This is a genomic window from Hymenobacter lapidarius, assembly GCF_001816145.1.
GTDB classification, from domain to species: Bacteria; Bacteroidota; Bacteroidia; order Cytophagales; family Hymenobacteraceae; genus Hymenobacter; species Hymenobacter lapidarius.
Map to the genome: position 1 here is coordinate 46,576 of NZ_MDZB01000062.1, position 17,765 is coordinate 64,340.

15 protein-coding genes are annotated in these 17,765 nt (G+C 61.6%); 14 read left to right on the forward strand and 1 reads right to left on the reverse strand.

Features of this window, described 5'->3' with window-relative positions:
- Positions 1 to 180 precede the first annotated feature (180 nt).
- The 13 genes from BEN47_RS02810 to BEN47_RS02870 all read left to right on the forward strand — a co-directional run bounded on the left by BEN47_RS02810 (position 181) and on the right by BEN47_RS02870 (position 14,657).
- Complete coding sequence (locus tag BEN47_RS02810) at positions 181 to 4,029, forward strand: translocation/assembly module TamB domain-containing protein (protein WP_125921463.1); 3,849 nt, start codon at positions 181 to 183, stop codon at positions 4,027 to 4,029.
- Positions 3,984 to 4,781, forward strand: a complete 798-nt coding sequence (locus tag BEN47_RS02815; RefSeq protein ID WP_070724843.1) for a translocation/assembly module TamB domain-containing protein — start codon at positions 3,984 to 3,986, stop codon at positions 4,779 to 4,781. The genes BEN47_RS02810 and BEN47_RS02815 overlap by 46 nt, the downstream gene beginning before the upstream one ends.
- A gap of 117 nt (positions 4,782 to 4,898) precedes the next feature.
- Complete coding sequence (locus BEN47_RS02820; RefSeq protein ID WP_070724845.1) at positions 4,899 to 5,798, forward strand: cell division protein FtsX; 900 nt, start codon at positions 4,899 to 4,901, stop codon at positions 5,796 to 5,798.
- A gap of 135 nt (positions 5,799 to 5,933) precedes the next feature.
- Positions 5,934 to 6,248, forward strand: a complete 315-nt coding sequence (locus BEN47_RS02825) for a DUF3098 domain-containing protein (protein ID WP_070724847.1) — start codon at positions 5,934 to 5,936, stop codon at positions 6,246 to 6,248.
- Positions 6,249 to 6,324: 76 nt separating this feature from the next.
- The gene (locus BEN47_RS02830; protein WP_070724849.1) at positions 6,325 to 7,134 is read left to right on the forward strand and encodes an undecaprenyl-diphosphate phosphatase; all 810 of its coding nucleotides are present in this window, start codon (positions 6,325 to 6,327) and stop codon (positions 7,132 to 7,134) included.
- Entirely contained in the window at positions 7,131 to 7,982 is an 852-nt protein-coding gene (gene truB, locus BEN47_RS02835; RefSeq protein WP_083322053.1) for a tRNA pseudouridine(55) synthase TruB, read from the forward strand. Before BEN47_RS02830 ends, truB begins: the two co-directional genes overlap by 4 nt.
- A gap of 80 nt (positions 7,983 to 8,062) precedes the next feature.
- The gene (locus BEN47_RS02840; RefSeq protein WP_070724851.1) at positions 8,063 to 9,010 is read left to right on the forward strand and encodes a bifunctional riboflavin kinase/FAD synthetase; all 948 of its coding nucleotides are present in this window, start codon (positions 8,063 to 8,065) and stop codon (positions 9,008 to 9,010) included.
- 33 nt (positions 9,011 to 9,043) lie between these two features.
- Positions 9,044 to 9,304 (forward strand): carboxypeptidase-like regulatory domain-containing protein, encoded by a 261-nt coding sequence (locus tag BEN47_RS02845; protein ID WP_070724854.1) that lies wholly within the window; start codon positions 9,044 to 9,046, stop codon positions 9,302 to 9,304.
- Entirely contained in the window at positions 9,259 to 10,290 is a 1,032-nt protein-coding gene (locus BEN47_RS02850) for a peptidase associated/transthyretin-like domain-containing protein (RefSeq protein ID WP_070724855.1), read from the forward strand. The genes BEN47_RS02845 and BEN47_RS02850 overlap by 46 nt, the downstream gene beginning before the upstream one ends.
- Positions 10,291 to 10,524: 234 nt before the next feature.
- Positions 10,525 to 11,223, forward strand: a complete 699-nt coding sequence (locus tag BEN47_RS02855) for a CoA transferase subunit A (RefSeq protein WP_070724858.1) — start codon at positions 10,525 to 10,527, stop codon at positions 11,221 to 11,223.
- A 57-nt stretch (positions 11,224 to 11,280) separates the two neighbouring features.
- The gene (locus BEN47_RS02860) at positions 11,281 to 12,654 is read left to right on the forward strand and encodes a serine hydrolase domain-containing protein (RefSeq protein WP_070724860.1); all 1,374 of its coding nucleotides are present in this window, start codon (positions 11,281 to 11,283) and stop codon (positions 12,652 to 12,654) included.
- A 155-nt stretch (positions 12,655 to 12,809) separates the two neighbouring features.
- Positions 12,810 to 13,469 (forward strand): 3-oxoacid CoA-transferase subunit B, encoded by a 660-nt coding sequence (locus BEN47_RS02865; protein ID WP_070724861.1) that lies wholly within the window; start codon positions 12,810 to 12,812, stop codon positions 13,467 to 13,469.
- 69 nt (positions 13,470 to 13,538) lie between these two features.
- On the forward strand, positions 13,539 to 14,657 hold the full coding sequence (locus tag BEN47_RS02870) for a T9SS type A sorting domain-containing protein (protein ID WP_070724863.1): 1,119 nt from the start codon (positions 13,539 to 13,541) through the stop codon (positions 14,655 to 14,657).
- A gap of 243 nt (positions 14,658 to 14,900) precedes the next feature.
- Here BEN47_RS02870 and BEN47_RS02875 read toward each other — a convergent pair whose 3' ends face one another.
- Complete coding sequence (locus BEN47_RS02875; protein ID WP_070724864.1) at positions 14,901 to 15,731, reverse strand: hypothetical protein; 831 nt, start codon at positions 15,729 to 15,731, stop codon at positions 14,901 to 14,903.
- A gap of 408 nt (positions 15,732 to 16,139) precedes the next feature.
- Here BEN47_RS02875 and BEN47_RS02880 point away from each other — a divergent pair, with 408 nt between their 5' ends.
- Positions 16,140 to 17,678, forward strand: a complete 1,539-nt coding sequence (locus BEN47_RS02880; protein WP_438830494.1) for a carbon-nitrogen hydrolase family protein — start codon at positions 16,140 to 16,142, stop codon at positions 17,676 to 17,678.
- The last annotated feature ends 87 nt before the right edge of the window (positions 17,679 to 17,765 follow it).

Sequence of the window (17,765 nt, forward strand, 5' to 3'; positions counted from 1 at the left end):
GGTGATGCAAAGGTAAACCCGGAGCCCCGGAGCTGGTCGAAGGGGTTGAACCCGCGCCACCCGGCGGCCGTTGCCTTGGCTTGATAATTGGGCATGGGGCAATGCGCTTGCCGCAAACGGCTAAAAAACCGCAACTTTGCGGATTACCTTGCGTTTTCCGCCTAATTCTCCCCTGCCCCGGTGCGTCGTTTCTTCTCCATTCTGCTAAAATTGTTGCTGGGCCTCGGGCTGGTGGTGGTGTTGGCGGTAGTGGGAGCGCTGCTGGCCCTGCGGGTGCCCAGCGTGCAAACCAAGCTGGCCCGGCAGGCGGCCGAAGTGCTGACGCGCAAGCTGGGCCAGCCCGTCACGATTGGGCGGGTGGACATCCGGCCCTTTTCCAGCGTGCTGCTGGAAGGCGTGCGCGTGCTGGACCGCCGCGGCGGCGAGCTGTTCAGCATTGGCCGGGCCGACGCGGATATTTCGCTGTTTTCGGTGTTTGACCCGCGGCACCTGCACATTGCCAAGCTCACGCTGAACGAGCCGCGGTTTGTGCTGAAAAACCTGCCCGGCCAGCCCGACACCACCACGTTCAACCAGTTTACGGCGGCGGTGAAGCGGCTGATGGGGCCTTCGGACACGACCAAATCGGCGCCTTTCGATTTCAAGATTGCCGCCGTGGCCCTGCGCAACGGGCATTTTGCCATTGAGAAAGCCGACCGGCCCCGCGCCAAAACCTACGGCCAAAGCATCGACTACGCCCACATGGTGGTGGACAGCATCTACGCCGATATTTCTAACATCCGGTTGGGCGACACGCTGGCCCTGCGCATCCAGAATCTGCACGCAGTGGAAACGCCCTCGCAAACGCAGCTGCGGGAAATAACGGCTGACATGACGTACGGACCGCATTTCTGGGAGTTCAAGGACCTGAGTTTGCGCGTGGGCCGCAGCCAAATCAAAGACTACCTGCGCTTTGAGTTCCGCGTGTTCAGCAATTTCACGGACTACAACGACTCGATGAAGACCATTACGCGCCTGCGCGGCTCCCGGGTTTTCACCGACGACATTGCCAAGTTTGCTCCGCAGCTGGCCACGCTACACGAGTCGGTAGTGATTTCGGGCGATGCCGCGGGCTACGTGCGCGACTTCAAAGTCAACAACCTGGACCTACGCTACGGCAAGGGCACCCACATTGTGGCCAAGCGCGCCCACGCCGACAACCTGCCCAACTACAAAGAAAGCTTTATTGACCTGCGCCTGCTGCCCTCGGTGGTGCTGGCCAGCGACCTGAAAAAGTGGCTGCCGGCCTCGGCGAATAAGGTTGTGCAGCGCCTGGGACGGGTGAAGCTGGAGGGCCAGGTACTGGGCTTCTACAACGACTTTGTGGCTAATGCCTCCTTCGATACTGCCCTGGGCTCGGTGGTGACGGACGTGAACCTCAAGACCAAAACCGACCTGTTGCACGCGGTGTACGAGGGCACGGTGCGCACCAAAGCCTTTCAGCTGGGCAAGTTTCTGGGGGACGAAAGCGTGGTGCGCGACATCACCATGAACGGCCGCGTGGCGGGCGTGGGCTTCGTGCCGCCGTATGCCCGGGGGGCGGCCACGGTGCTCGTGCCCAGCGTGTGGCTGAAGGGCTACCGCTACCGCAACGTGGCGTTTAACGGCGAGTTCTACAAGCAGGTGTTTGAAGGTCGGCTGAGCGTAAACGACCCGGCCGTGCAGCTGGTGGCCAATGGCCGCGTGGACCTGGACCGGGCGCACCAAGACATCAACATCAAGACCCGAATAGCGCGGGCCGACCTGCGCACGCTGGGCCTGCTGGAGCAGCGGCTTATTGTGGCCACCACTGCCGAGGTGCAGTTTAAGGGCGTGCAGCTCGATTCGCTCATCGGCCACGCCTACCTGCGCAACTCCACCTTCACGCTCGACGGCCGCAAGCTGCGGCTCGACACGCTGGACGTGGTGAGCACCCGCAACAACCGCAACCAGCGCCTGGTGACGGTGCGTTCCGAAGCCGTGGATGCCCGCGTGGCCGGCGCCTTCAACACCTCGGACGTGGTGCGCGACGTGCAGACGCTGCTCACCGAGTACCGCCTCAACTTCGAAAGCAACGACGCCGCCACGGCCAACTACTACCTCCGCAAGCGTCAGCGCGCCCTGCCGGTGTACCAGATAGAGTTTGCGGTGAACCTGAAACGGCCCAACCCGGCGCTGGCGCTGTTTGTGCCGGAGCTGCGCGTGGCCAATGGCAGCCGCTTCGATGGCTCGTTCCGCAACGGCGAAACCTCGATTTTCCAGATGGGAGGGCACCTCGACAGCCTGACCTACGGCCCGGTGCAAACGGTGAACACTGATTTTGACTTTCTGACTTCGAAGCTGCCCTACAAGCCCGACATTCTGGCCCAGGCCAGCGTCACGAGCGAACGCCAGGTGCTGCCCACGCTGGGCCGCACCGAAAAGTTCTTCGTGGAAGGCGTATGGGACCAGAAGCGCATCAACTTTTCGACGTCCATGGCCCAGACGGGCACCACCAACAAGGCCACCATCAACGGGTCGCTGGCCTTTTTGCCGCGGGCCGTGGAAGTGGTGTTCCGCCAGTCGGGCCTGCACTTGCTGGACAAAGACTGGACCATTGCCGCCGATAACTCCATCCGAATTTCCGACTACGGCCGCGAGTTTGACATTCAGAACCTGACCTTCAGCAACGGGGTGCAGTTTGTGGGGGCCCAAGGCTTTATTTCGCCCAATGCCAGCAAGCCGCCGTTGCAGCTGCTGGTGAAGGACTTTGAGCTGGCCACGCTCAACACCCTCACCGGCCAGCGCCTCAGCGGCCGCGTGAATGCCCAGGGCACGGTGACCGGCGTGTACGGCCCGCTGGCCATCAACAGCACGCTGGGCGTAGATTCGCTGACCTACGACGGTACGCTCATTGGGCAGGTGGCCGGCAGCGGCAACTGGGACAACGCCGCCGGCAAGCTGCGCGTGAACATGGACGTGGCCCGCGCCGGCCAATCGGTGCTCACGGTGCTCGGCGACATCGCCCCGAACGACCCCACCAACCAGCTCAACCTCACGGGCACGCTCAACGATGCCCCCATTGTGCTGGCCCAGCCTTTTCTGGGTTCGCTGTTTAAGAACCTGGGCGGCACGGGCAAGGGCGAGCTGCGCCTCACGGGCAAGTTTGCCGCGCCCAACCTGCTGGGGCACGTTGATGTGAGCAACGGCCGACTCACCTTCGGGTATCTGGGCACGACGTACACATTTTCGGACCGCATTAGCTTCACCAACACGTCGATAGAGTTCCGCGACATTCAGCTGCGCGACGTGCTGGGCAACACCGGCACCGTGGACGGCATCGTGCGGCACCGCGGCTTCAAGGACATGAGCCTGGACATTGCGGCCAGCTTCCGGAAGATGCAGGTGCTCAACACCACACGTAAGAACAACGAGCTGTACTTCGGCACGGCCTACGCCACGGGCACGGCCCGCGTTTCGGGCCCCACCAACGACCTGGATATTACGGTGCGGGCCACCAGTGAGTCGGGCACGCGCATTTCCCTGCCGCTCGACAACGCGGCACGGGCCCAGAAAGCGGGCTACATCAAGTTTGTGAACAACAACCCGCTGGGGGACACGGTCATCACCAAAAAGGCCAACACGGTGGCCGTGCAGGATAAAGTCGACCTGTCGGGCCTGCGGCTCAACATGAACCTGACCATCACGCCGGACGCCTACCTGGAAATATTGCTCGACGAGAGCACCGGCGACGTTATTCGGGGGGCCGGCGCCGGGCAGCTGCGCATGGCCATCGACACGCGGGGCGAGTTCAACATGTTCGGGCAGGTGGAGATTGTGCGCGGGGCTTACAATTTCACGCTGCAGGGACTGATTAACAAGGAGTTTGTGGTCCGGCCAGGCGGCGTTATTTCCTGGAACGGCGACCCGTTGGCCGGCGAGATGAACGTGACGGCTACCTACACCCAGCGCACGTCGCTGCGCCGGTGCTGGGCGCGGGCCTGGCGAGTAGCGCGGCGGTGGTGCCCGTGACGGCGGTGATGAACCTGACCGGTCCCCTGCTGCTGCCGGCCATTCGGCTGGGGCTGGAGTTCAACGACGCACCGGGCACCCTGCAGGCTCTGCTCGCCAACTTCATTTCCTCGATTCGCAACGACGAGCAGGAGCTGAACCGCCAGGTGTTCAGCCTGCTGGTGTTCAAGCAGCTCTCGCCACTGGGGTCTTTCGGCAACACCATTTCCATTCAGGGCCAGAACAACACGGTGCAGAACAGCCTGGGCCAGATTCTGAGCACGCAGCTGGGCCTGCTCACGTCGCAGATTGACCAGAACCTGGAAATTGACTTCAACATTAATGGCTTGACCGCCGAGCAGCTCCAGGCCCTGCAGGTGCGGCTGAGCTACTCCTTCCTGAACGGCCGCTTGCGCGTGACCCGCGAGGGCGGTTTTACGAGCAACCCCAACATCGTCAATTCCGGCTCCGCGACACCCGGCACCGGCAACACGGCCGGCCAAGCCTCCCTGCTCGGCGACCTGAGCCTGGAATACTACCTGCGCCCCGATGGCAAGTTCCGCACCAAGCTGCGCTACGAAACCACGCCGCGCGACCTGGAAACCGTGAACCAGCCGCGCGCGGGCCTCTCGCTGCTGCACACCGAGCAGTTTGATTCCTTCGGCGAGCTATTTACCCGCAAAAACCCCAAGAGAAAGGAGCGCAACACCCAAAAGGCCCGCGAAGGCCGGGAAGTGCTGACCGTGGACGAGGACCCGCGGACGAATCTGTAAGTGGTGAGATAGTGAGGTGGTGAGTTTGATGTTCAAACTGCGCCATATGCGCAATCGAAACATCAAACTCACCACCTCACCACCTCACTATTTCACCGTTCTGTACCTTTGCCCGATATGGCTACCCCCACCACCCCTGGTTCCCGCAAGAAAAAGCTCGGCTCTTACCCCACGTTGCTGGTGGTGTTCAGCATCACGCTGTCGCTGGTAGTGATTGGGCTGTTTGGCTTGCTCCTGATTCATGCCCAGAAGCTGTCGGAGGTGGTGCGCGAGAACCTGGAGGTACAGGTGTACCTTGACCGGGAACTGCCCGAGACCGAATTGCTGCGCCTGCAGCAGGACCTGGGCCAGCAGCCTTTCGTGGCCGAACGCAACGACAAGCCCCAAATTCGGTTCGTGAGCAAGGAGGAAGGCGCCCGCCAGCTGCTGCAAAGCACCGGCGAAGACTTCCGCCAGTTCCTGGGCGACAACCCCCTGCGCGACGCCTACGTGCTCAAAATCAAGCCCGAATACACCGACACCCTGCACCTGCGCCAGCTGGAGCAACGCATTGGCAGCCAGCGCGGCGTGTTTGAGGTGCAGTACCCGCAAGACCTGTTCACGAGCATCAACAACAACCTGACGCGGGTGAGCCTGGTGCTGCTCGGCTTTGCGGCGGTGCTGGTGTTGGTGGTAGTCATTCTGATAAACAACACCATCAAGCTGGCGCTGTTCTCGCAGCGTTTTCTTATTCGGTCCATGCAACTGGTGGGCGCTACGCGGCTCTTTATTCAACAGCCGTTTTTGCGGCGGGCCACCTGGCAGGGGCTGGCTAGCGGCTTGCTGGCGGCCCTGCTGCTGGTGGCGCTGCTGCAGTACGCTTACCTCGAAGTGGAACCGCTGCGGCTCCTGCGCGACGATTTCCGCCTGGCCCTGCTCCTGCTTGGGGTGGTGGGCCTGGGCGTGGTCATCGGCTTTTTCAGCTCGGCCCGCGCCGTGCATAAGTACCTTAAAATGTCGCTCGACGACCTTTACTAAACTTAGTTGAGAGTTAAGAGTGAGCGGTTATAAGTGAGCAGAAACTAGTTGAACGGCATTGTTCACTGATAACTACTCTCACTGAACCGTTAACTCTTAACTCTTAATTGATAACTCTTAACTGATAACTCCCTTATGACTCCTGCACCGCGCTTCGCTTTTGGCCCTCGCAACTACCGCCTGATGTGGATTGGCCTGGCCCTGCTGGCCGCCGGCTTCATCACGATGATGTTTGGCGACAAGGAAAACTACGGCGAAGACTTCGTGGGCATCACGCTGGGGCCGCTGCTGCTGGTGGCGGGTTTCTGCGTGGAGTTTGCCGCCATTATGGTGCGCGACAAGAGCTTGGTTGTGGCTCCGGCCGCGCCGGTGGCTCCCCTGAGCGCTCCGGTTGCGACCACCGCCCCCGTGGCGGCACCGGTGGCTGCCCCGGCCTACAAGCGCCTTTAACCAGTGGTTAGCAGTTGGTGATGCGTGGCAAAGCCCCTACCACTAACCGCTAATTACGAACCCCTTACCGTTACGAATGACTTATTGGGACGCGTTTCTCCTCGCCGTTGTCGAGGGCATTACTGAGTTTTTGCCAGTTTCCAGCACCGGGCACATGATTATTGCCTCGGCGCTGCTGGGCATTCCGGCCACGCCGTTTACCAAGCTGTATTTGGTGGTTATTCAGCTGGGGGCCATTCTGTCGGTGTTTGCGGTGTACTGGCGCCGCTTTTTTCAAAGCATCGATTTTTACCTCAAGCTGCTGGTGGCTTTTCTGCCGGTGGTGGTGGTAGGCCTGCTGCTGAAAAAGCACATCGATGCGCTGCTCGAATCGGTACCCGTGGTGGCGTTTATGCTGCTATTTGGCGGGGTAGTGCTGGTGTTTATCGACCGGTGGTTTCCGCAGGAAGACCCCAATGAAGGCGGCCGCCCCGTGACGAACCCGGGCTGGCGCCAGGCGTTTGTCATTGGCGTGTTTCAGTGCCTGGCCGTGGTGCCGGGCGTGAGCCGCTCGGCCGCCACTATCATCGGCGGCCTCACCCAGAAGCTCACGCGCCGCGCTGCGGCCGAGTTTGCCTTTTTCCTGGCCATGCCCACCATGGCCGCCGCCGCCGCCAAGGACTTGTATGATTTCTACAAGGAAAGCAGCACCGGGCTTTCCGTGGAGGAAGTGAAGCAGCTGCTGTTTGGCAATGCAGTGGCCTTTGTGGTGGCCTTGCTGGCCATTCGGCTGTTCGTGGGGTTTGTCACAAAATACGGCTTCCGCGCCTTTGGTATCTACCGCGTTGTGGTGGGCGGCTTGTTACTGATTATGTTGGGCTTAGGAATTAATTTGCAGCTGGTATGAGCGAGAAAACCTTAGCCGATTACGACTTTGAAGCCGGCGAAGTCCTGTTGCTGGACAAGCCCCTGACCTGGACGTCGTTCGACGTGGTGCGCAAGGTGAAAAATGCATTGCGCATCAAGAAAATCGGCCACGCCGGCACCCTCGACCCACTGGCTACCGGCCTGCTTATTCTGTGCACCGGCAAGAAAACCAAGGAAATCGACCTGATTCAGGCCCAAGAAAAAGAATACACCGGCACCTTCCGCCTGGGCGAAACCACGCCCAGCTTCGACCTGGAAACCGCCGTGGACATGGCCCGCCCCTACGCCCACCTCACCGACGACGAAATTGCGGCGGCCACGCTGCCCTTCGTGGGCACCATTCAGCAAACGCCGCCATTGTTTTCGGCAGTGAAAATAGACGGCAAGCGCGCCTACGAGCTGGCCCGCAACGGTCAGGAAGCCGAAATCAAGGCCAAGACCGTGGAGATAAAAACGTTTGAGCTGACCCGCATCGCGCTGCCCGAAATCGACTTCCGGGTGGTGTGCTCCAAGGGCACGTACATCCGCAGCCTGGCGCGCGACCTGGGCCTGGCCCTGAGCTGCGGCGCCCACCTCACGCGCCTGGTGCGCAGCCGCATCGGCGAGTACCGGGTAGCGGACGCGTTTTCGCTGGAAGCCATTGAGGCCCTGCGCCCGCCGCGGCCCGAAGGCGAAGCCCGCCCCCGCACCCAGCGGCCCCGCACGGCCCCCAACCGGACCGGCCTGCAGTACTACGCGGCCCTGCAAGCCGACGCCCTGGCTGCCCAGCACAACCAGGAAACCAAATCAGGAGAGGCCACTACCCCGCCCGCGGCCTCCCCCGACTAGCGCGGCCGCCACCCCGCCGCGCCGTTCACTGCTACCTTCGCGGCGTTTCCACTTACCTCATCCGCAATTCCCGGCGCCCCATGCACGTCATCCGCGACCCGGCCCAGTTCCCGTTTCTTGGCAACGCCGTGGTCACCAGCGGCACGTTTGATGGCGTGCACGTGGGGCACCAGCGCATTTTGGGCCGACTACGCGAGGTGGCCCAGGCCAGCGGCGGGCCGTCGGTGGTCATCACCTACTGGCCGCACCCGCGGCTGGTGCTGGGGCCGCCCCCCTCGCACCCGGAGCTGCTGGAGCTGCAGCTGCTCAACACCCTGGACGAACGGATTGAGAAGCTCGCCGGCTTCGGGGTCGATTATCTGCTGATAGTGCCCTTCACCCGGGAATTTGCGCAGTGGACCTCGGAGGAATACATCCAGAACCTGCTGCTGAAAACCGTGGGCGCCAAGCAATTGGTTATCGGCTACGACCACCGCTTTGGCAAAAACCGCGAGGGCGGCTTCGACTACCTCAGCCAACACGCCGCGCGCTACGGCCTGCGCGTGGAAGAAATCAAGCGCGAAGACGTGGACGCCGTGGGCGTGAGCAGCACCCGCATCCGGCAGGCGCTGCGCCAGGGCGACATTGCCACCGCCAACCGCTACCTCGGCTACCACTACCCGCTCACGGGCCTGGTGGTGCACGGCCAGAAGCTGGGGCGCACCATCGGCTACCCCACCGCCAACCTGGCCACCACCGAGCCCCTGAAGCTGGTGCCGGCCCAGGGCATTTACGCAGTGTGGGCCACTACGGCGGCGGGCACCCGGCACCGGGGCATGCTGAGCATCGGCGTGCGGCCCACCATTGGCCACGACCTGGCCCAGACCGTTGAGGTGAATCTGCTGGACTTCAGCGGGGATTTGTACGACCAGCTGCTCACGCTCGAATTTGTGGCGTGGCTGCGGGGCGAAGAAAAATACGACGGCCTGGGCGCGCTAACGGCACAATTATCGTTAGATGCACAGGCTACGCGGCAGGCATTGGCTTAGCCGCGTGCCTTGTTTTTCACTATTTAGTTTGATATGAAATACTTACGCTTATTGCTGGTAGGCTGCGGCTGGATGCTGACCATGGGTGCCGCGCAGGCGCAGGGCAAGCTCAGCGGCGTGGTGCAGGATTCGGCCACGCACGAGCCGCTGGCTTTTGCCAGCGTTTTCCTGGCCAACACCACCCTGGGCGTGACCACCACTGAGCAGGGCACCTTTGTGTTTCCCAAGGTGCGGCCGGCACCTACGACGTGGTGGGCTCCTACGTGGGCTACCGCCTGGCCAAGAAGTCCGTGACCGTGACTGCTGCGCCCCAGCAGGTGACGCTGGAGCTGGCCTCGACGGGCAACCAACTGGGCGAGGTGGTGGTGAAACCCGAGCCCAACAAGCCGGACGAGTTGCGGCAGTTCACCAACCTATTTTTGGGTGGCACCAGCTTTTCGGAGCAATGCTACATCAGCAACCCCGACCAGGTGCGTATTTTCCTCGACGAGGACACCGGGGAATTGACGGCGCGCGCCAAGGAGTTTCTACAAATTGACAACGAGGCCCTGGGCTACCGCCTGAAGTACTACGGCCTGGAGTTCGGCTACGACAAAGCGGACGGCACGATGTCGTACTACGGCGAGCCGGTGTTTGAGGAAATGACCCCGCGCGACGAGCGCCAGCAGCAGCAGTGGGCCGCCAACCGCGCCACGGCCTACCGGGGCTCCTTTATGCACTTCCTGCGCAGCTTGTACAACGACCGCCTGGAGGCCGACGGCTTCCTGGCCCAGCAGATTCGCATGGCGCCCAACCCCCACTTCCGGCGCGTGGAAAACAAGCGCCGCGCCCTGCAGCAGCGCCGCCCCAACGGCAACTTTACCCGCGCCGAAAAAGATTCTCTGGCCCGGTGGCAGAGCGTGACGCCGACGCTGGCCACGCTCTACCCCGCGCCCCGGCCCATTGACAGCCTGCGACGGGTGTCCCTCAACGGGGAGCGCACCTTTCTGCGCTTCACCGGCGAGCTGCAGGTGGCCTATTTTGGCGAGGCGCCCGATGCGCGCTACCCCCGCCGCATGCTCCCGCTGGGCGCCACCCGCAAGCCCTACCCCGCCAAGCGGCAAGTGTCGCGCCTGCGCCTGGAAGACGGCGAAGCCGAGATTCAAGCCAACGGCTCGCTCATGAACCCCTTGGAAGTGGTCAATGGCGAGTACTGGGGTTTTGAAAGAATTGGCGAGTTTTTGCCGGTAGATTACACCCCGCCGGCTGCTTCTGCCCCGGCGGTTCCTGCTAAACCCTAAGATTTCCAGCACCCAGGGGTCAGCCAACGGGGCTCGCGCACAGGTTTTACGGCCTGCGTGCGAGCCCCGTTGGCCGACTACTGGGTGGCTTGGATGCCTCTTAATCGCCAGCCAACAGGTTCATTTGCGGGCTATCTTCCGAACCACCTACCGCAGGTTCGAAAAAATGGGTGAATTTTTACCCGTGAATTACCTGCCGCCGCCTCCGGTGCCCGGCCCCACCCCATCCCACCCATGATAAACAAAACCGTACCCAATGTTCAGGAAGCCCTTCAGGGCATGGCCGATGGCATGACTCTGATGCTCGGCGGCTTCGGCCTGTGCGGCATTCCCGAAAACTCCATTCAGGAGTTACTCCGCTTGGGCATCAAGGACCTTACCTGCATTTCGAACAACGCCGGCGTCGATGATTTTGGCATTGGCCTGCTGCTCCAAACCAAGCAGGTGAAGAAGATGATTTCGAGCTACGTGGGCGAAAACGCTGAGTTTGAGCGTCAGCTGCTCAGCGGCGAGCTCGAAGTAGAACTGATTCCGCAGGGCACGCTGGCCGAGCGCTGCCGGGCGGGTGGCGCAGGCATTCCGGCCTTCTTCACCCCCGCCGGCTACGGCACCGAAGTGGGCGAAGGCAAGGAAAGCCGCGAGTTCAACGGCAAAATGTACCTGCTGGAAACCGGCCTCGTGGCCGATTTCGCCTTCGTGAAAGCCTGGAAAGGCGACACCGCCGGCAATCTGATTTACAAAGGCACCGCCCGCAACTTCAATCCCATGATGGCCACGGCTGGCAAAATCACGGTGGCCGAAGTGGAAGAGCTCGTGCCCGCCGGCGAGCTCGACCCCAATCAGATTCACACGCCGGGCATCTTCGTGCAGCGCATCTACCAGGGCCAGCACTACGAGAAGCGCATTGAGCAGCGCACCGTGTCACGGATGTAGTCGGATTTTTTGAATTTCACGGATTAGTTGTTTCGCGGGTTTTTGGTTGAGACTGATATGAAAAAGAATGCTGTTGCTTTTCTGCTGCTGCTGAGTGGCCATAGTTCTTTCGCCCAGGTAGCCGCGCCTGCCGCCAAGACCAGACGGCCGAATACCGAATCAGTGGCGGCAACGCCGTTTGATACCCGGCGCATCGACCAGTTGCTCCAGGAATACACGGCCGACCAGCCCGGCACCGGCCCCATGGCCAAGGTGCTCAATGACGGCAGCGGCAAGGTGATTTACCGCCGCGACAAGCGGGTGCCCGGCGCCATTGCATTGGTGATGCGCGACGGCAAAGTGGTATATCGCAAAGCCGTGGGCTACGACGACTTCATCCAGCAAACGCCCTTGCGCACCGACGCCATCGTGCGCATTGCCTCCCAAACCAAGGCCATTACCAGCATCGGGCTGATGCTTATATACGATGAAGGGAAATTCCAGCTCGATGACCCCATTTCGAAGTACCTGCCGGCCTTCCGCAACCCCAGGGTGCTGGCTACTTTCAACGCAAAAGATTCGACCTACACCACGGTGCCGGCCAAAGGGGAAGTCACCATCCGGCAGCTGTTCACGCACACGTCGGGCATCAGCTACCCGGTAATTGGCAGCAAAGAGGCGCGGGCCATTTACGCCAAAACGGGCATTCCAAGCGGTATTGGCACGCCCACGGGCTCGCTGGCGAAGTCGATGGACGCGCTGGGGGCGCTGCCGCTGATGCACCAGCCGGGCGAGCGGTTCAGCTACGGGCTGAGCGTGGACGTGCTGGGCCGGCTGATTGAGGTGCTCTCGGGCCAGCCGCTGGACCAGTACCTGCGCACCCGGCTGTTTGAGCCGCTGGGCATGAAGGACACCTGGTTTTACCTGCCCGCCGACAAGCAAAGCCGCCTGGCGCAGCTTTACACCGAGGACGACGCCAAAAAAACCGTACCCATGATGCCCCAGGGCAGCATGTTTCCGAACTACCCGAAGGCGTCGGGCGGCACGTACTTTTCGGGTGGCGCGGGCCTGTCTTCCACCATCGACGATTATGCCCACTTCCTGCAGATGCTACTCGATAATGGCCGCTACAACGGCCGCCAACTGCTAAAACCCGCCACCGTGGCCCTGGTAACCCAGAACCAAATTGGCGAGGTGATGCAAGGCGACCACAAATTTGGCCTGGGCTTCAGCCTCACCACGGCCGAGAATGCGGCCAGGCAGCCAAATGGCCCCTCCGAAGGCTCCTATGAATGGGGTGGTATTTTCGGCACCACGTACTGGGTCGACCCCAGACAGAAAATTGTGGCGTTGATTTACACCCAGAAATACCCCAACAGCACGGGCGGCGACCTGGCCGGCAAATTCAAAACGGCCGTTTATCAGACTCTTGTATCAGAACAGAACAAATAGCCCCCCTTCTACAGGCCGTCATGCTGAGCGGAGCCGAAGCATCTCGCGTGCTATCACTAATCTTTAACGATTGAGTTGGCCGTGGCACGCGGGATGCTTCGGCTCCGCTCAGCATGACGGCCTTTTACTCTTTACATTAACCGAAGATTCAAATCATGCTCGACAAACACGGCATCGCCAAACGCATAGCCCAGGAAGTAAAAGACGGCTCCTACGTCAATCTCGGCATTGGTATTCCCACGCTGGTGGCCAACTACATCCCGGCCGGCATCAACGTGGAGCTGCAGTCCGAAAACGGCCTGCTCGGCATGGGCCCCTTCCCCACCGAAGACCGGGTAGACCCCGACCTCATCAACGCCGGCAAGCAGACCGTGACCACGCTGCCCGGCTCCAGCCTCTTCAGCTCCGCCGATTCGTTTGGCATGATACGCGGCGAGCACGTGGACCTGACCATCCTCGGGGCCATGGAAGTGTCGGAGCGCGGCGACATTGCCAACTGGAAAATCCCCGGCAAAATGGTGAAGGGCATGGGCGGCGCCATGGACCTGGTGGCCTCCGCCAAGAACATCATCGTGGCCATGCAGCACGTGGCCAAAGACGGCAGCAGCAAGCTCCTCTCTCACTGCACGCTGCCCATCACGGGCCTGCGCTGCGTAAAAAAAATAGTGACTGAGCTGGCCGTGCTCGACGTGACGCCCGACGGCTTTGTGCTGCTGGAGCGGGCGCCCGGCGTGAGCGTGGAGCAGATTGTGGCGGCCACGGCCGGCAAACTCGTGGTGCCCGAAGGCGAGGTACCAGAGATGCAGGGCGTGTAGCCGCAGCCGCATGCAATAGCTGAGGCCCGGCGTTTTCTTTCTTCCCCCTTTTTTTATCCTTTCAGTATTATGCTACGCCACCCGCTACCGCTGCTGTGCTTGCTTTCCCTGTTTGGCACTGCCCAGGCCCAGACGGCGCCGGTCATCACGGCCGCCGATATGCCGGTGCCCGGCGACACGCTGCGGCTGAGCCTGGCCAGCCCGGTGCTACCCGCCACCGCGCCGCCCCTCAGCCGCAACGGCACCAACCAGACCTGGAACTACGCGGCCCTGCAGCCCCTGACGCAGCGCGTGGAAGCCTACAAGTCAGTGGCGGCCTCCGCTTCGGGCTTGCAGCTGGTGGCGTTCGGTCCGTTTGGCGGGGCCAACCGGGCCACGGTGGCTACGCCGCGCACTTTTGATTTCAACGGGGCCACGCTGCCCGTTTCCGACGTCAAGGAGTTTTTCAACCTCTCGGCAAACGACCTGCGGTCGGTGGGCTTCGGCGTCACGTTCAACGGCGTGGCCCTGCCAGTGCTCTACACTGCCGGCCCGGATGTGATATACAGCCTGCCCCTGGCCTTTGGTGCCAGCCACACCAGCAACTCCGTCCTGGTGGCGTCGGTACCGGGCGCCGGCTACCTAAGCCAGAAGCGCCAGCGCCGCAACGCGAACGATGCCTGGGGCACGCTTACCACTCCTTTTGGCACGTTTCAAACGCTGCGGGTGGTCACCACCATCATCGACCACGACAGCGTGGCTGTGGGCACCGGCCCCGGGCAGGGCGCTACCCTGCCCACCCGGCGCGAGTACAAGTGGCTGGCCAATGGCATCCACGTGCCAGTGCTCACCATCACCACCATTGAAGTAAACGGCGCCCAGCAAGTCAGCGCTGTGGAATACCGCGACGTGTACCGCCGCCCCACGGCCCTGGCCACGCGCAACCGGGCGCTGGACGCGGGGCTGCGCGTGTATCCCAATCCTTCGGGCGTGGGCACGGCCCTGCAGCTGGCCGTGCCCGCCGGCAGCGGCCCGTTCACGGTAGTAGCCACCGATGTGGTGGGGCGGCAACTATTCCAGCGCCGCTTTCTGGGCAACGAGGGCGTGATGAGCATCAGCGCCGGCGCTTTCGGGGAGTTCCGCGGGGTACTGCTGCTGACGGTGACCACTGCTCAAGGCACCGTCACGCGCCGGGTGGTGCGGGAGTAGTTCGGGTACCGGAATAGGAATTATATAGCGCTTGGGTCCCGGTGTGTAATTGGCTCTTTGGCGGCATCAGGCAAGTAGCTGCAGCGCCTGCAGCTTGCCGTTGGCGTTCATTGAGCGCGTTGAGGACGGCTGTTACTACAACGAAACCCGGCGGCTGGTGACGCACAAAACGTTTGGCAGCACCCTGGCGCTTATCTCTATCTTTCCCTCAAACCCAAGCCGTAAATGAGCCTCCTTAGCGGCCTAATACTTGGGCTGGTACGTGAGCCAGAGCCCCACGCCGTGGGTCTCAAGAGATGCTAAGTCGGTGCCTTTAAATTGGTTGCTTCTAATGCCAAAATCAGCTTCTAGCCGCACAAATACCTCCTGTTTATAAACCGCAACCTCCAAACCTATTGGAATGAAGACTTGCCATTGGAAATAATTTTTGCCTTTCAGATACGGCAGCTGGGTTGTTTTACGCTCCCGCCGCAGTACTTGGTTAGTTTGAACAACGAAAGTACTGCTGTCCCATCGCGGCTTGTAGGTGTGCACCACGGCTAGGCTGCTCTGCCCGTGCAGGCCGGTCAAAAACTGCAGCCGGTTGGCCAGGCGGAAGCGGCGGTTCAACCCCAGCGTAGCGCCTAGAAACTGCTGCTGTTGCACCAGGGAGTACACGTTGGTTTTATAGGTAAAATCCGTCTGACTACCGGGCGAGAGCAGGAATTCATCGTTACCAATTGACAGGCCCGAAAGCTCGATTTTATTACTGAGCACCAGTCCCGTTTGCACGGTGTGGTTGCGCCAGAAATGCGAGGTAGCCGCTGGCTTGTGAAATTCGGCCGTGAGGTACAGCATGGGCACCCATTGAAAGGCTCCTCCCCCGCCGCTGAGCATGGTGTAGTCGATGCCGTCCAGGAATTGCTGGTAGGTGTACGGGTCCTGCAAAAACCGCCCCAGGGTAATGGGGGTGCCCCCGATGGACTCAGTATCAAATACTCGGTAGCCGATGTTGTAGTTTTTCAGCTGCAGCCCTTGGGCGTTTGCATGCAGTGCCAGCACCGAGCAGGCGAGTAAGGCTAGTAGAAAGCGCATACCTAGTAGAAGAGACGACCAGTTTGAAACAGCGATATGCGCGCAGCTAAGCACTGCTTACCGGCGCGCAAGGTATGCCCACCCGTGCCTTTGGCAACTATTTACTGAGCCTTTTTGCCCTCAAAACCGTTATGCAGTTTCGTTAAGGCCGCTACCGTTGCAGACGGCCGCATCTTTGCATTTCTGTTTCGACACCTTTATTACCTGTTTATGGCAACTTCTTCCAACGGCAAATCTTCTGCCTCAACTACTGGCAAAACCGCCGCCGGGGGCTCCCACGCCAAGAAAGCGGGCAAGCCCAGTGCGGCGTCGGCCGCCACTGAGTTCCTCATCCCTACCGCCGTGCCAGCCCACCGGCTGGTGCTGCGCACCCTGCGCCGCTCCGATTTCCCGGCCGTGAAGGAAATCATGGACAAGGTGTACTCCAACATGGAGGGCGCCTGGGCCGCCGATGAGTTTGCGGCCCTGCTCCGCAAGTTTCCCGAGGGCCAGATTGGCATCGAGGACAACGGCCGGCTGGTGGCCGCCGCGCTGGCCATCATCGTGGACTACGCCAAGTTTGGCGACAAGCACACGTACGCCAAAATCACCGGCAACGGCAAGTTCGACACCCACAACGACGACGGCGACACGCTCTACGGCGTCGACGTGTTTGTGGACCCCGAGTACCGCAGCCTGCGCCTGGGCCGCCGCCTCTACGACGCCCGCAAGGAGCTGTGCGAGAACCTGAACCTGCGCGCCATGGTGGCCGGCGGCCGCATTCCCGGCTACGCCGCCTACGCCAGCGAGATGACGCCGGCCAAGTACGTGGAGAAGGTGCGCAACAAGGAAATCGTGGACCCCATCCTCACTTTCCAGCTCAGCAACGAGTTCTACGTCCGCAAAATCATCCGCGGCTACCTGCCCTACGACTCCGAGTCGAAGGCCTACGCCACGCTGCTGGAGTGGATTAACGTGTACTACGAGGAGGAGGAAAAGCTCATCGGCAACACCAAGAGCAACGTGCGCATCGGCATCGTGCAGTGGCAGATGCGGGCCACCACCAGCCTGGAAGACCTGCTGCAGCAGATTGAGTTTTTCGTGGACACGGTGAGCGGCTACAAGTCGGACTGCGTGATGTTTCCCGAGTTTTTCAACGCGCCGCTCATGGCCCTCACCAACGAGGACTCGCCGGCGGTGGCCATCCGGGCCATGGCGGCGTTCACGGAGCCCATCAAGGCCAAGATGATGGAGCTGGCCGTGAGCTACAACATCAACATCGTGGCCGGCTCGATGCCGGTGTACGAGAACGAGAAGCTGCACAACGTGGCCTACCTCTGCCGGCGCGACGGCACCGTGGACGAGCAGTACAAGCTGCACGTGACGCCCGACGAAGCCAGCTACTGGGGCATGCGCGGCGGCGACAAGCTCAAGAGCTTCGATACCGACTTCGGCAAAATCGGTATTCTGGTGTGCTACGACGTGGAATTCCCGGAGCTGGCCCGGATGCTGAGCGACGAGGGCGTGAAAATCCTCTTCGTGCCCTTCTGGACCGACACCAAAAACGCGTACCAGCGCGTGCGCATCTGCGCCCAGGCCCGCGCCATTGAGAACGAGTGCTATGTGGCCATCACGGGCTCGGTGGGCAACCTGCCCCGCGTGGAGAACATGGACATTCAGTACTCGCAGAGCGCCGTGTTCAGCCCGTCGGACTTTGCCTTCCCGCACGATGCCATCGTGGCCGAGGCCACGCCCAACACGGAGATGACCCTCATTGCCGACCTCGACCTGGACCTGCTCAAGGACCTGAACACCAGCGGCGCCGTGCGCAACCTGCGCGACCGCCGCAAGGACCTGTACTCGCTGAGCTGGACCATTAAGAAAACCGAGCGCGACGAAGAGCTGCTGGAGCAGGGCGCAGACCGCCTGCCCCGCGGCAGCCGCCGCAAGGCGATAGCGGCGGGCTAAGGCTAGACACCAACCTTTGCCTACGTTAATTACGAAAGCAAGCCCCGCAGCCAGTGCTGTGGGGCTTGCTTTTTTTACATACCCCAG

What these genes read in the sequence shown, in the direction of transcription:
- BEN47_RS02875 (WP_070724864.1), bottom strand. Translation starts at nt 15,731, where the DNA reads ATGCGCTTTCTACTAGCCTTACTCGCCTGCTCGGTGCTGGCACTGCAT.
- BEN47_RS02830 (WP_070724849.1), top strand. Translation starts at nt 6,325, where the DNA reads ATGACTTATTGGGACGCGTTTCTCCTCGCCGTTGTCGAGGGCATTACT.
- BEN47_RS02880 (WP_438830494.1), top strand. Translation starts at nt 16,140, where the DNA reads ATGGACAAGGTGTACTCCAACATGGAGGGCGCCTGGGCCGCCGATGAG.
- BEN47_RS02845 (WP_070724854.1), top strand. Translation starts at nt 9,044, where the DNA reads ATGAAATACTTACGCTTATTGCTGGTAGGCTGCGGCTGGATGCTGACC.
- BEN47_RS02865 (WP_070724861.1), top strand. Translation starts at nt 12,810, where the DNA reads ATGCTCGACAAACACGGCATCGCCAAACGCATAGCCCAGGAAGTAAAA.
- BEN47_RS02840 (WP_070724851.1), top strand. Translation starts at nt 8,063, where the DNA reads ATGCACGTCATCCGCGACCCGGCCCAGTTCCCGTTTCTTGGCAACGCC.
- BEN47_RS02870 (WP_070724863.1), top strand. Translation starts at nt 13,539, where the DNA reads ATGCTACGCCACCCGCTACCGCTGCTGTGCTTGCTTTCCCTGTTTGGC.
- BEN47_RS02820 (WP_070724845.1), top strand. Translation starts at nt 4,899, where the DNA reads ATGGCTACCCCCACCACCCCTGGTTCCCGCAAGAAAAAGCTCGGCTCT.
- BEN47_RS02860 (WP_070724860.1), top strand. Translation starts at nt 11,281, where the DNA reads ATGAAAAAGAATGCTGTTGCTTTTCTGCTGCTGCTGAGTGGCCATAGT.
- truB (WP_083322053.1), top strand. Translation starts at nt 7,131, where the DNA reads ATGAGCGAGAAAACCTTAGCCGATTACGACTTTGAAGCCGGCGAAGTC.
- BEN47_RS02855 (WP_070724858.1), top strand. Translation starts at nt 10,525, where the DNA reads ATGATAAACAAAACCGTACCCAATGTTCAGGAAGCCCTTCAGGGCATG.
- BEN47_RS02825 (WP_070724847.1), top strand. Translation starts at nt 5,934, where the DNA reads ATGACTCCTGCACCGCGCTTCGCTTTTGGCCCTCGCAACTACCGCCTG.